The following is a 12,584-nucleotide window of genomic DNA, read 5'->3' on the forward strand; positions in this document are numbered from 1 at the left end:
TTTTACAACCGTAAGAGAATTCATGGTTCTTTGGGCTATGTTTCACCGGATCAATACGAGGCCATGTATTACAAAAAGGTTGTGTGATATCTCTTATTTGAGTGTCTACTTTCTTGACAGAGATCCAGATTTCCTTTTATTATATTTCTCTATTAATATATTTCTCTAAAACTATCGAAAATTGAAAACCTTGCACTCCTAGGATGGAAATGAAGCAGGCTTTCCAATTAAGACACTATACCACTGTATGACTTTACTCCCACTAATGAGCGCGCAGCATAACCATACAAATATCATCTTCCTGCTGATCACGGATTTCAGCCGGCAGCAGAACATTCATAATATCCACGAGTTCCCGAGGCTCACAAGCTTCAATAGACTTAACGAGCGTCTCCACCTCATCCTCGTCTTCCTTTTCTATAGCTTCCAGAAGTCCATCAGTGTATAGAAATAGCCGCATGTCATTCTCATAGGACAACACGCCTTTTACAATATCCATCTGCTCAAAGAACCCAACCGCACAGCTACCTTGATCCAGCAGGATAGTAGGCTTGTTCGCTTCCATAAGAATGCCTGGAGGATGGCCCGCATTAACATACTCGATTGTTTGGTGATGAGTATCAATAACCAAATAAATGGCGGTAAAGTAATAGCTCACGGAGGCATTTCGATTCAACTGATTCATGTAACGGTTCAATTCCGCTATAACTGTTTCCGGTTGAACGAACCGGGTAATGGTATCCTGCATAACAGATGAAATAAACATGCAAACCAACGAGGAGGAAATCCCATGCCCCATCATATCGAGCAAAATAATCCCATGCCGATTCGAGTCAATCGGATACCAAGAGTATAAATCTCCGGCAAGCTCGAAGGACGGATGATAGGATGCGCTTATATCCAATCTTTCTTTTCGGAGCGGTTGGCTTAGTACGCTGCTCTGCACTTGTTTGGCCAAATCCAGTTCACTGCGGATACGTGCTTCATTCTCCTTATGCCAATCCTTCTCATACTTTAATCGCAGAGCTACACGAATCCGCGCAATTAATTCCACCTTATTGATCGGCTTCATTACATAATCAACGGCACCCGCTTCCATAGCGTCAGCCAGCAGATTCGAATCCCCCATAGCGGTCACGATAATGATAGGAATATCGCGCAGTGCCTCATCTTCCTGTATAGAACGGCAGGCTTGAAGACCGTCCATCACAGGCATCATCATATCGAGCAGGATTAAATCCACCGGCACCTCGGGCCCTTCTCCAGTCCCCACCTTCAACAGCTCCAGCAGTTCAATAGCAGAGGGCAATTTAATACAGTGCTTATATCCGGCGCTTTTCACTATTTTTTCTATTACCATCAAATTTACAGGATTGTCATCAACTATTACGATATTCATTACATGACTCCTAACTTTCGTGGCTTCTACTTTTCATTACATTATAGCGCTATCTATAACAATTATGTACCCGCCAATCCGGCCTTCTGAATCAACAAATAGAATGGTTCATGATTTTCCCAGATGGTTAATAGAGGACATGCCGGTCACAACCGAATCTATCCATATAACAAGCCAGTCGACTGCAGTACTTACATGGAATTTTTCGGGCCGCTTAGTCGCTTAGTACTTCGTTCAGAAAAATCGCTAAGGCAAAGCTCAGCCGTGCTTACGGTACAAGTGTCGCCTGGCGCAACTCAAAGGAGGAACAACCTATGGACAACAAAGCCAAGTTGGTATCTTATGAGGAGCAAGCTATTCAGGAAATTCGCAGTTTTCAAAGGGAAGGCTACACACTGGACGAGATTTACGTATTAGCGCATGATGATGAAACAACAGAAGGATTAACTAAGCTGATGAGCACGAATACAGTTGGAGTCATGGAGGAGGGCATTGGAGATGCTTTTGCCAATCTCTTTCGCTCCAGAGGCGATCAATTGCGTTCCAAAATGCAGTCGTTAGGACTGTCCAAAGCGCAAGCCGATCATTTCGAGAAAGAGCTGGATAAAGGGAAAATACTTGTTATGGTGTGGAACGACAATCTGGATCATGACGACATGAATGCTCACCGCAGAAACAGCGGGATCCGAGATGAGGTTGTCGTTCCTAAGGACGGAGTCTACGTAACGAACCGACCGGGTCCCGGCCGAAACAATGTATGGTAATTTTTAAGCAGCAGCAATAGCTGTAATCCGCAAAGGCACTGGAAAAACATTATCCAGGAGGTGTGTTAGCATGTTAAAATGGGCTCTTATCTTTTTAGTCGTTGCTATAGTCGCCGGTGTATTTGGATTTCTGGGAATCGCCTCAGCGGCAGCAGGCATAGCCAAAGTACTATTCGTTGTGTTCCTGATCTTGTTTATCTTGACCTTAGTGATGGGTCGAAGGCCTTCAGCCTAACCTATCTTATCCCGAAAAAGCCACTCTCGGCAGAGAGCGGCTTTTTGCTGTATGCATATTAGAATTAAAAGGATTAGTTCTACTATCAAAATTATATCCGTATTACTCGTTAAATTTTACCACTCCGTAACCGTGCCGTCTTCAGTGCGCCACACTGGATTACGCCACTGATGGCCTATTGCGGCCATTTCACGAACCTTAGCTTCATTAATCTCGATGCCAAGACCAGGCTTGGTCATTCGTTTCACGAAACCATCCTTATAATCGAACACCGAAGGGTCGACCAAATAATCAAGCAGATCGGAGCCTTGGTTGTAATGAATGCCCAAGCTCTGTTCTTGAATAAACGCATTCGGCGTGCAGAAGTCAAGCTGCAGCGATGAAGCCAACGCAATAGGCCCAAGCGGGCAATGAGGCGCAACTGCAACATCGAAGGCTTCCGCCATTGCCGCAATCTTGCGCACTTCCCAAATTCCACCGGCATGACTTAAATCCGGTTGAATAATGTCGACTCCCCCCTGCGTAAGAAGCCGTTTGAAATCCCAACGCGTATACATCCTCTCGCCTGTAGCAATCGGAACGCTGGACCCTCTTGTGATTTCGAGCAGCGCTTCGTTGTTCTCCGATAGAACCGGCTCCTCGATGAACATTGGCTTGTACTGCTCCATCTCCTTGATCAGTACCTTGGCCATTGTCTTGTGGACGCGTCCATGGAAGTCCACGCCAATTCCGTTGCCGGGACCAATTGCTTCGCGCACAGCAGCCAGGCGTTCAACCGCCTCCTGCACCTTGAGCGACGAATCGATCCACTCCATCTCGGCGGTGCCGTTCATCTTGATCGCAGTGTAGCCCTGCGCGATCTTTTCCTTCGCGGCCTCAGCCACATCCGATGGCTTATCCCCGCCAATCCAGGCGTAGACGCGCATCTTCTCCTTGCACGGGCCGCCCAGCAAATCATAGACGGGCACGCCCAGGCTCTTGCCCTTAATGTCCCACAGCGCCTGCTCGATTCCGGAGATAGCGCTCGTCAAGATCGGCCCGCCGCGATAAAATCCGCCGCGGTACAGCACCTGCCACAAATCCTCAATGTGGCCCGGATCTCTGCCGATCAGGAATTCGCTCATCTCTTCCACGGCTGTGCGCACCGTATCCGCTTTACCCTCAACAACCGGCTCTCCCCAACCGACGATACCGTCATCCGTCGTAATTTTGAGAAACAACCACCGCGGCGGCACTTTAAATAGCTCCATAGATTTTATTTTCATAATGAATCCTCTCCTTTGTGAAATTCGAACAGCATATCCTCCAAATGGCATTTCATAAGAGCACGCGCCTGAGTCGGATTCCGCTGAATAATGGCCTGTGCGATCAAGTAATGAAATGACGAGGCTTTCTCATGCATCCCCGGCCATTTCATGGATTTACGCCGACTATCCACCAGCAAGTCACTCATTCGGTCCAGCATGTGGAACATAATATCGTTGTGGGAAGCTTTCGCGATCAATTCATGAAAATGGATGTCCTCTTTCAAGAAATCCCGCTGCTTCTCAACCTTGCGTTTCATAGCCTCAGCAGTAGCCATGATTGCCTTCGCTTCTTCATCGGTAGCCTTCTCTGCAGCCATAGCGGCAAGCTCCGGTTCGATAATAAGCCTTGCTTCCGTCAATTGCAGCATGGTAGCCCGCTCCAGGAAATCAAGTCGGTCGGCTGGCGCATCAGTCAAATCATTGTCTACATAGGTGCCTCGCCCTTGCTCGATTCGCAAAATTTTCTGCTTCCCGAGTATACGAACGGCCTCTCGCACAGAGGATATGCCAACGCCCAGCTCAGCCGATAGCTGCTCCAATGGCGGAAGCTGCTCCCCTTGCTTCCAGTGACCTGCTTTAATATTGCTTTTGATACGGTCGTATACGGTTTCGTAAGTTAATTTCTTCGATATGATAACCACCTGCAGACTTTATAAATAACAAACATTCATATGATGTATTTATAATATATAACAAGTCATATGATGTTTCAACAGAAATATTTACTCTTCTAATATTGCTGGGGAGAGATATTTTCATTCATCTGCTGTTAAGCAGCCAACGAATAACAGAAAAAAACCTGCTCTCGTTAGAAACGAAACCTTTTGCAAGGCAGATTCTATCGAAAACAGGTATTGGTATCATTTCTTATGAAAATCAGGATTCTTATAATCCTGCAATATCACCTGATTATCTGACTACTGCATGATAATGCTTTGATGCCCCGCCAAAAATCCCCCGTCGACCGGTATGCAGGTACCTGTAATATAGGACGCCTCCGGCGATGCCAGGAAACAGACAGCTTCCGCTACCTCACCAGTCCCACCGAAACGTCCCATAGGAGTTTTTCCTAGCACCGCGTCTCGAAATGACTCTTTCTTGAAGTTGCCCGCTGTTAAATCGGTTTCAATGTAGCCCGGACTTACTGAGTTGACCCGTACCCCATATTTGGCCCATTCCACAGCTAGTACCTTGCTGTACTGCATCAGGCCTCCCTTGGAAGCCGCATACGCGCTTTGATTCGGAGTACCAATATGCGAAAGCATGGAAGTAATCGTTACTATAGAACCGCTTCCTTGCTCAATCATCCTTTTCCCAACCTCCTGGCAGCTCATAAATCCGCCCTTCAGGTTCACTCCGACTACCTCGTCCCAATCTTCTACTGCATATTGCTCCGCTGGTACACGCTTGTTAATGCCGGCGCAATAGACGAAGCTGTCGATACGTCCGTACAGCTCATTCGCCTGCTTCACAAAGTGCTGAATACTTCCCTGATCCTGAACATCTAGCATCAGCCCGTGTGCCTCGCCGCCATTCTGCCGCAAGTGTTCAGCTGTGCCCAAATATTGCTCTTGCGTCCGGCTGCCTATGATAACCTTACATCCATAGCCTGCTAATTTCTCAGCGATGGCTCTCCCGATTCCTCTTCCGCCTCCGGCGATGACCGCTACTTGGTTATGTAATCCACGCATCTACAATCCCCCATTTCAACTTTTCAACAGGTAACTCTCCACTATCAAGTCTTACGTTATGTATCTCTACATACATCTTATCAATGCCTCCGCAGGAGTACAATTGCCCCTGGAAAAATTGTAAAAACTGTTTTGTACGCATTCCCTCTCATATTTCCAACTTTCAAACACATACTACATCTATGCAAAGAAACGGTGAGGGATATCATGAAGCCAACCATATTAATTATTGAAGATGAGGATAAAATAGCACGGGTGCTGCAGCTGGAATTAGAACATGAAGGCTACTCCCCTCAGCATGCCAAAGATGGCCGCGAAGGCTTGGATATGGCACTGGCCCAGAGCTGGGACATGATCCTGCTCGATATCATGCTGCCTGAGCTGAACGGTATGGAGGTACTGCGCCGAATGAGGCAGAGCGGCTGTCATACTCCTGTTATTTTACTGACAGCCAGAGACACCATACCCGACCGGGTGAGCGGGCTTGATCAGGGTGCGAATGACTATATAACAAAGCCCTTTGCCATTGAAGAGCTGCTGGCACGTATTCGCAACCTGCTCCGAATGACAGCTAACCAGCCGAATGCCGAAGGCGGAGCTACCTTCCACAACGAAGATGAGCTCCGTATCGATGGCTTGACTATGAATATACGAACCCGTCAGGTTATCCGGGAAGATCAGCTCATCGAGCTTACCCCGAAGGAATTCGATCTTCTGAGCTATTTGGTAACTCATACGGGTGAGGTGCTTTCCCGCGAGCAAATTTTATCCGATGTATGGGGATATGGCTTTATCGGTGATACCAATGTTGTAGATGTGTATATCCGCTACTTACGGCAGAAGGTAGATCAAGGGTTCACCTGCAAACTTATTCATACGCTACGGGGCGTCGGCTATTTGGTCAAAGAATGTGATACGGCTACATGAGGATTCGAATCAAAATCACACTTCTGATCGCAGCTTCATTGCTGCTGGTCATGCTGCTGTTCAATATTGTCACGTACTTTACGGTTGTGCGCATCACAACGAAAAGCCAGATCCAGCTTCTGTGGAATGCGATCACACCTTTGATGTCTCAAACCGAGCTCTACAATCCAGCACGCTGGACCCGCACCTCATGGCTCAAGCCCTTCCTGATGCCACAAGCCCTGATCCGTATTATTGATAAGGATTCTGTTATACAAACACAACTAGCTACAAATGATAAGCTCAAGGAGATTCCGGCCGAGTTCAGCATTCGCAGCTTTTCCAGAACACTCAAAACACCCGAAGCACTGATCGTCTACATTCAGACCCCTATTATTGATGATAAAAATGAAACTCTCGGCGCTGTGCAAATCATACGCAGGCTGGATACTTTGGAAGAATATTTGGACGTGCTGATCAATGTACTCATGCTGACCACCATGGGGTCTGTTATATTCGCGCTGGCCTGTGGAATGTATTACGCCAAAATCATTCTTCGGCCTATCCACCAGCTTGCCTTTGTTATGGAGTCGAATCAACGAAACGGTGTCTTCAAGAAGCTGGAGCTCCCCCCTTCCAAACACCAAGACGAGCTGGGGCAGCTGATACATACCTTTAATTCTATGATCGGGAAAATGGAGCATAACTTCAATCTGCAAAAGCAATTTCTGGCTGATGCCTCCCACGAGCTAAAAACTCCGCTGACTATCATAGAAAGCTATGCCGATCTTTTGAGGCGTTGGGGCGGCAGCAATACGGAGGTGCGAACGGAAGCCGTTGAAGCCATTCACTCCGAAGCCGCGCGGCTGCGCAAGCTCACCCATGAACTGCTTACAGTCGCTAATACCGAATCAGGAGAGCATATGCAGTGGGAAGCCTTTAATCTCTCCGAGCTAGTGAGCACAACGGCAGCTACCTTGCAGCAAGCCTTTCACCGCGAGCTTCGCTGCCAGCTGGATAACGCGTTTGATAGCGTAACCATGAGCGGGAGCCCAGGGCAGATCAAGCAGCTGCTGATCATCCTGCTTGATAACGCCATCAAGTACAGCCAGGACGCTGTACTTGTGACGCTGCAGCCGGATCCGCGCGATGCGCAGATCGCCGTGCTGCAGGTAACCGACCGCGGCATCGGCATCGAGCCCGCGGATATCCCGCGCCTGTTCGACCGGTTTTACCGGGTCGATAGGGCTCGCAGCCGCTCCACGGGCGGGAGCGGACTCGGACTCTCGATCGCGCATAACATTGTGCGGCTGCACAAGGGTACGATCGTGATCGACAGCAAGCCCGGCAAGGGCACGCGTATCACCGTGAAGCTGCCACTGAACGCATCGCCTCCTTGCCGCTAAGCCAAGGAGGCGATGCATTGATTAGGGTATTTTTAGGCCTATAAGTTACCCACTGCCAAAAATACCGCCTTCCCAAGGATGTAATTGCATATAATTTCCTTGCAACAAAAAGAGCACGTTTGGCGTCATTACTCATGACACCAAACGTGCTACTTCTTCTTACAAACTCTCCCTGTCGATAGGGGCCCGCGATGTATGAGGTATTTTGAACGGAGTTTGTTATTGCGAGACTACAAAACGCGGCGAGCTGTTTTATACTTCGATTTCCAGAAGCTGTTGTTCATATTAGAAATTTTTACGCCTCCGGCTCCATAGGTATGAAGCATGTTGCCATTTCCGATATAGATACCCACGTGATGAATCGGAGAATAGAAAAATACAAGATCCCCAGGCTTCAAATTACTTTTTGACACATAAGTACCCACATGAGATTGTGCTTGTGAAGTACGTGGCAGCTGAACGCCATATTTACCATATACATACTGTGTAAAAGAAGAACAGTCAAAGTTACGAGTCTGTCCGGCCGTTGCCCCAAACTTATAAGGCACGCCCATATAGCGCTTACCTGTTGCAATAACACTGCTCGCCTTTGAAGAGCTGTAAGCATAAGCTGTATTGGATGGAGTTGCAATGGTTCCGGATAACATAACAGAAAGACCTACAGTGGCAACCATCAATGTCTTACCCAACTGTTGTTTTTTCAGAAGTTTCATAATTTCTCTCCTTATCAACAATAGATTGGAGTACAGGATGCTTGTCCCTGTCTCGATTTCGAGTATACCACGTAAAAAAAAGCCAACATGTACCAAGGGCCTTGCAAACCCTCATTACATCCGGCTTTCATTCCGTTTATTAGAATCAAATAAGAATTTTTTAATCTTGGCGCTCTTGACAGAGCTGCTTCTTCAAGCTTTTCCACTAGCCATCCACAAAAAGCTATCCTAAAACCGAAGAAGCACCTCGTCCATATTAATAATTCCCACCTGTTTACCGTCACATTGACTGATTCCCGAAAAGAAAGAACCGTTAACCATTCTCATATCTTTTAAAGGGGCGGCTTGAATCGTATCATACGTTGATATTTTATTGACTTGATCTACAACAATACCTGCGTAGCCTCGATCACACCTCACTACTATAACCCTTGTAGCTTTTGTATACTCCGCTTCCGGTAAATCAAATAATCGCCTCAGGCTTATTAGCTTAACCTCTTTGCTGCGCAGATAGAGCACATGATTTAGATAAGGATCGGGCGTTTCCGCTTCCTCCAATGCTTCCATCTTAATAATCTTATAAATATCTCTAGTTTTTACTGCAAAATAACCCTTATCCAACACAATTTCGATGTACTGCTCTTGTACACATATACTCATATGATCACATCCGAGTTTAAAATTGCAGCTGTCGATTCATTTATTCATTCAGATTCAACTGCTGGATAAAAATATGCACGTATTGCTTGTCAAATTGCGTCCCTGCATTTAGCACCAGTTGGTCTATTGCTTCATTCACGGTTAATCCCCTATGATAGGATCGCCTCGAAATCATACAGTCGAAAGCGTCAATAATAGAGCATATCCGCGCAAAAACAGGAATATCCTGTCCCTTTAATCCAGCGCAATATCCATCCCCACTCCATCTTTCATGATGAAATTCGACCACGTCGATGATTTCCTGATCTATAAAAGCATACTCTTTCAGCATGTTGGCCCCCACGGTTGGGTGTAGCCTCATCAAATCCCATTCATGCGGCGCCAATCCTGAAGGTTTATTCAATATTTCCATAGGAATCCGCAATTTTCCGATATCGTGCAAGTAACAACCGTTTACCAGCTGATAGGTTTGCTTAGGGTCCAATTTCAACCCATGGGCCATAACCTTAGCCATTGATGCTACTCTTACACTGTGATCATAAGTTTCGCTGTCCCTTTCCAATAATTGATTCATCTCGTTGTGCATCAAAACTAACTGCATTTGCATTCGCCGGTCTGCACCACCTTCCAAAAAAATACACATCACGTATACATTTGCATGTTAATACAGATTTCGTACCTGTTCCATCATGTCGTACAATAACTGTTGTACGACACAATATTGCAGAGGAGGCAACTTATGTTGAAGCAAGAACCCTTAACTACTCAGATCTCTATTTACAACAACAACCACGAATCCTACACAGATGAACAAATAATAGAAATGTTTCTAGCCGTATGTAACCGCTCTAAATATACGATACGGAATTACAAATTGGCGATAGAACGCTTTCGGCAGTTTATTTCCTACAAAGCATTATCCGAGGTAACCTGGCAAGAAATTGAAGTTTATAAAATTGGTTTAATAAAAGGATTTTGCAGCAAACAAAAAAAACCGATGTCATCAGCTACTGTTGCTAGCTTTATCGCTCCATTGCGTTCATTATACAAATGGGGAAGCGATCCCAATATAAAGCTGTTCCAAATTAATCCGACATCTTGCGTGAGCACTCCCCGAATAACAGTTAACAGCGGCAATCATTATTTAACCAAACAAGAGGTCGGACACCTGCTAGATCAGTTAAAAAAACAACGTTTTCGCGACTATCTTATCGGTTTAACCTTTGTTCTAATGGGTCTTCGCGTATCTGAACTCAGTTCAATGGAATGGGGACATTTTGCTACGGATGTAACGGAGACATCGGTCTGGTTAACGATAATGGATGGTAAAGGCGGCAAAAAACGTACGATTAAGGTACCGCAGCAATTATCGGAGTTATTTATGGAGTATGCGAAATCCAGGGATACAAGCTCTGAGGATCAACGGGTATTTTTATTGTCTTCGCGCCAAGTAGAACGCGTCATTCAAAAAGCGAGCAAGCAGTGCAATCTGGGGAAAAAATTCACTCCTCACTGGTTGCGGCATACAAATGCTACATTAGCTTTGCTCTATGGAGCATCTCTTCAACAGGTTCAACAGAACCTGGGACACTCCCATATCAACACAACCCAACGATATTTACATACGGTAGAGCAGCTGAAAAAAGCAGCTCCTGATTTTGTTCAAGATGGATTAAGCGAGTTTCTAAAGTGAAAACACAACATTTTGGGACCGTTAGGAAAGTCGAAATATTCATAAATTTATTGATTTAATAGTTCTAGTGGACTATACTTTATTGAGTAAATAAGTAATATTTGGTCAAATCTTGGAATTTCCTCGCACAAAATGTCGTACAACAGTTATTGTACGACATTTTTTTATTTTCATTATTTTCATCTAACATTTACCATTGTCACCAAAATATTGAATGGACTAAACATACACCTGAATGTTATGTACAGCTACCGGTTTTCAGATTGAATCGTCAGGTGCTCCTCAAAGGTTGGCTTATTCGGCACGATCAAATAATGCGTTTTACCGGGGAATAAGCCTAACTCTTTTCCATTCTGATACAGATGGAATCGGTCAAACACATCATTTCTTCTCCACTCAACGGGCTGGGCGATGTTTCTTTGAAACAGATATCCTGTGCCGCTCCCAACCATCTTGATATCTCTTCGCCCTTCATTATCTAACACAATATGCTCTGCGGCTAGAACGACAACATTCGATGCCGCTAGTTGTTCATTATTACCCAAATCCAGATGTGGCGCATCATTAATAAACCGCTTATACAGCTTAAGCTCAGCATCATATGTATAGGATACTGCATAGCTCTTCAGCAAAAAGGTAACGCGCATACCTGAGGCGAGCATTCCTGGCTTGTCCGTATTCTCCGGTAAATAAGCTGGCATCGCTTGAACGGCACTATATTCGTTACGCAGGCCCAGCTTCTCCGTTCCCATTCTTATTTTCTCAAGTCCTGTATACAAATTATGAGGTGCCTTTCGAAATGCTTCCCGCCAGAAGAATCTTCCTGCATTAGTGATTTCATCAAGGTGATCGAGCTTCTGCTCGTCCAGCTGAGTATAAGCGTCAGGACTACCGCCTGCATGGATAAGCACAGCATCGTATATTTTTCCAAGATCCATATAATAGGGTCTAATACTGCGTACAGGCCCAATAGTAAAGTTTACATCCGCGCTTTGATATAAGGCTGCTATCCGGGTGACTTCCCCTTCAGCCAGGCTTTCATACAGCACATCAGCGTAGCTTAGGCCAGATTGGGGCCTTGCTGACTGATGGTTGTTCACCATCACCAACAGGGGACGACTCTCATTTCTTTGCTCTGAAAATAAACCTGTAAAAGGTGCCTTGTACAGCATTTCCCGTTCTTTAACTGCTGTTGGGGCTACGGACGGAGTCGGGACAGGAACTGCGGGTGCCATTGCAGGAGATGTCTTAGCCGCCCCGTGCTCGAAGCTGCAAGATGTAATCAGAAATGTTACCATTAACGTGGCAATGAGACGGGTCATTCTTGTAACCACCAACATTCCTCCTTTAGAGTTCCGTCTAACATAAGCATAATGTCGATTGAGGGACTTTTTTGCATATAAGGAGTGTATGCACCTTGCTCTATATTATACTTCTTGTCTGGCCCTGTTTTACAGCTTAGCCGACTTCCGCGATTATACGAAGGGAAGTAGAAGTGTATGGAAACCGGGGGATTAACTTAACGGGGAGAGCTGTAGGAATTACTTTTATCCAGATATAAACATATCAGGCTGTTACTTGGTGAACCAACGGATTATATACATAATTAGCGACAACACCACACTAATAATAATGCAGGTCACTATCGGGAAATAAACTTTGAAGTTTCCTTTCTCAACCGCAATGTCTCCTGGCAGCCTTCCCAGGTTCAGAAACTTGCCTCCAACAGCCCACAGAACTCCTGCGACGATCATAACAATTCCGCCAATGATAAGCAGCTTAGCTACAGGATTCAATGCAATACCTCCTA

The 12,584-nt window shown here is 45.7% G+C and carries 14 protein-coding genes; 5 read left to right on the forward strand and 9 right to left on the reverse strand.

What is annotated here, in order from left to right; genetic code table 11:
• Nucleotides 1-262: 262 nt before the first annotated feature.
• Nucleotides 263-1,399, reverse strand: coding sequence for a SpoIIE family protein phosphatase (locus NV381_RS34995; protein ID WP_258217901.1), 1,137 nt, complete (start codon nucleotides 1,397-1,399; stop codon nucleotides 263-265).
• Nucleotides 1,400-1,713: 314 nt separating this feature from the next.
• Here NV381_RS34995 and NV381_RS35000 point away from each other — a divergent pair, with 314 nt between their 5' ends.
• Together NV381_RS35000 and NV381_RS35005 are read left to right on the forward strand one after the other, a co-directional pair.
• Nucleotides 1,714-2,163 carry a general stress protein gene (locus NV381_RS35000; RefSeq protein ID WP_258217902.1) on the forward strand — a complete coding sequence of 150 codons (450 nt, stop codon included), beginning with the start codon at nucleotides 1,714-1,716 and terminating at the stop codon, nucleotides 2,161-2,163.
• Between the two features lie 70 nt (nucleotides 2,164-2,233).
• The gene (locus NV381_RS35005; RefSeq protein ID WP_258217903.1) at nucleotides 2,234-2,398 is read left to right on the forward strand and encodes a DUF1328 domain-containing protein; all 165 of its coding nucleotides are present in this window, start codon (nucleotides 2,234-2,236) and stop codon (nucleotides 2,396-2,398) included.
• Between the two features lie 116 nt (nucleotides 2,399-2,514).
• Here NV381_RS35005 and dgoD read toward each other — a convergent pair whose 3' ends face one another.
• From dgoD to NV381_RS35020, 3 genes are all read right to left on the reverse strand, one after another.
• Entirely contained in the window at nucleotides 2,515-3,663 is a 1,149-nt protein-coding gene (dgoD, locus tag NV381_RS35010; RefSeq protein WP_258217942.1) for a galactonate dehydratase, read from the reverse strand.
• Nucleotides 3,660-4,346 (reverse strand): FadR/GntR family transcriptional regulator, encoded by a 687-nt coding sequence (locus NV381_RS35015; protein ID WP_258217904.1) that lies wholly within the window; start codon nucleotides 4,344-4,346, stop codon nucleotides 3,660-3,662. The genes dgoD and NV381_RS35015 overlap by 4 nt, the downstream gene beginning before the upstream one ends.
• A gap of 276 nt (nucleotides 4,347-4,622) precedes the next feature.
• Complete coding sequence (locus NV381_RS35020) at nucleotides 4,623-5,396, reverse strand: SDR family NAD(P)-dependent oxidoreductase (RefSeq protein ID WP_258217905.1); 774 nt, start codon at nucleotides 5,394-5,396, stop codon at nucleotides 4,623-4,625.
• Nucleotides 5,397-5,603: 207 nt separating this feature from the next.
• Here NV381_RS35020 and NV381_RS35025 point away from each other — a divergent pair, with 207 nt between their 5' ends.
• Both NV381_RS35025 and NV381_RS35030 read left to right on the forward strand, forming a co-directional pair.
• Complete coding sequence (locus NV381_RS35025; protein WP_258217906.1) at nucleotides 5,604-6,323, forward strand: response regulator transcription factor; 720 nt, start codon at nucleotides 5,604-5,606, stop codon at nucleotides 6,321-6,323.
• Between the two features lie 209 nt (nucleotides 6,324-6,532).
• The gene (locus tag NV381_RS35030; RefSeq protein WP_258217907.1) at nucleotides 6,533-7,708 is read left to right on the forward strand and encodes a sensor histidine kinase; all 1,176 of its coding nucleotides are present in this window, start codon (nucleotides 6,533-6,535) and stop codon (nucleotides 7,706-7,708) included.
• Nucleotides 7,709-7,938: 230 nt separating this feature from the next.
• Here NV381_RS35030 and NV381_RS35035 read toward each other — a convergent pair whose 3' ends face one another.
• The 3 genes from NV381_RS35035 to NV381_RS35045 form a co-directional block, all read right to left on the reverse strand.
• Nucleotides 7,939-8,421, reverse strand: coding sequence for a C40 family peptidase (locus NV381_RS35035; protein WP_419182330.1), 483 nt, complete (start codon nucleotides 8,419-8,421; stop codon nucleotides 7,939-7,941).
• A 228-nt stretch (nucleotides 8,422-8,649) separates the two neighbouring features.
• A complete protein-coding gene (locus tag NV381_RS35040) occupies nucleotides 8,650-9,081 on the reverse strand; it encodes a chemotaxis protein CheW (RefSeq protein ID WP_258217908.1) in 432 nt (143 codons plus the stop codon).
• A 40-nt stretch (nucleotides 9,082-9,121) separates the two neighbouring features.
• On the reverse strand, nucleotides 9,122-9,688 hold the full coding sequence (locus tag NV381_RS35045) for an HD-GYP domain-containing protein (protein WP_258217909.1): 567 nt from the start codon (nucleotides 9,686-9,688) through the stop codon (nucleotides 9,122-9,124).
• A gap of 132 nt (nucleotides 9,689-9,820) precedes the next feature.
• Between NV381_RS35045 and NV381_RS35050 the strand changes: the two genes are divergently transcribed.
• Nucleotides 9,821-10,774 (forward strand): tyrosine-type recombinase/integrase, encoded by a 954-nt coding sequence (locus NV381_RS35050; protein ID WP_258217910.1) that lies wholly within the window; start codon nucleotides 9,821-9,823, stop codon nucleotides 10,772-10,774.
• A gap of 248 nt (nucleotides 10,775-11,022) precedes the next feature.
• Here the strand turns inward: NV381_RS35050 and NV381_RS35055 are convergent, their stop codons facing one another.
• Together NV381_RS35055 and NV381_RS35060 are read right to left on the reverse strand one after the other, a co-directional pair.
• Nucleotides 11,023-12,108 carry a DUF3048 domain-containing protein gene (locus NV381_RS35055; protein WP_258217911.1) on the reverse strand — a complete coding sequence of 362 codons (1,086 nt, stop codon included), beginning with the start codon at nucleotides 12,106-12,108 and terminating at the stop codon, nucleotides 11,023-11,025.
• A 240-nt stretch (nucleotides 12,109-12,348) separates the two neighbouring features.
• Nucleotides 12,349-12,570, reverse strand: a complete 222-nt coding sequence (locus NV381_RS35060; protein ID WP_258217912.1) for a DUF2905 domain-containing protein — start codon at nucleotides 12,568-12,570, stop codon at nucleotides 12,349-12,351.
• Nucleotides 12,571-12,584 lie beyond the last annotated feature (14 nt).

It is taken from the genome of Paenibacillus radicis (ex Xue et al. 2023), assembly GCF_024722015.1.
In the GTDB taxonomy this organism is placed as follows: domain Bacteria; phylum Bacillota; class Bacilli; order Paenibacillales; family NBRC-103111; genus Paenibacillus_S.

Excerpts from the sequence above, each read along its gene's own strand:
- NV381_RS34995 (WP_258217901.1), bottom strand. The coding sequence starts at position 1,399 with ATGAATATCGTAATAGTTGATGACAATCCTGTAAATTTGATGGTAATA.
- NV381_RS35000 (WP_258217902.1), top strand. The coding sequence starts at position 1,714 with ATGGACAACAAAGCCAAGTTGGTATCTTATGAGGAGCAAGCTATTCAG.
- NV381_RS35005 (WP_258217903.1), top strand. The coding sequence starts at position 2,234 with ATGTTAAAATGGGCTCTTATCTTTTTAGTCGTTGCTATAGTCGCCGGT.
- dgoD (WP_258217942.1), bottom strand. The coding sequence starts at position 3,663 with ATGAAAATAAAATCTATGGAGCTATTTAAAGTGCCGCCGCGGTGGTTG.
- NV381_RS35020 (WP_258217905.1), bottom strand. The coding sequence starts at position 5,396 with ATGCGTGGATTACATAACCAAGTAGCGGTCATCGCCGGAGGCGGAAGA.
- NV381_RS35025 (WP_258217906.1), top strand. The coding sequence starts at position 5,604 with ATGAAGCCAACCATATTAATTATTGAAGATGAGGATAAAATAGCACGG.
- NV381_RS35030 (WP_258217907.1), top strand. The coding sequence starts at position 6,533 with ATGCCACAAGCCCTGATCCGTATTATTGATAAGGATTCTGTTATACAA.
- NV381_RS35035 (WP_419182330.1), bottom strand. The coding sequence starts at position 8,421 with ATGAAACTTCTGAAAAAACAACAGTTGGGTAAGACATTGATGGTTGCC.
- NV381_RS35040 (WP_258217908.1), bottom strand. The coding sequence starts at position 9,081 with ATGAGTATATGTGTACAAGAGCAGTACATCGAAATTGTGTTGGATAAG.
- NV381_RS35045 (WP_258217909.1), bottom strand. The coding sequence starts at position 9,688 with ATGCAAATGCAGTTAGTTTTGATGCACAACGAGATGAATCAATTATTG.
- NV381_RS35050 (WP_258217910.1), top strand. The coding sequence starts at position 9,821 with ATGTTGAAGCAAGAACCCTTAACTACTCAGATCTCTATTTACAACAAC.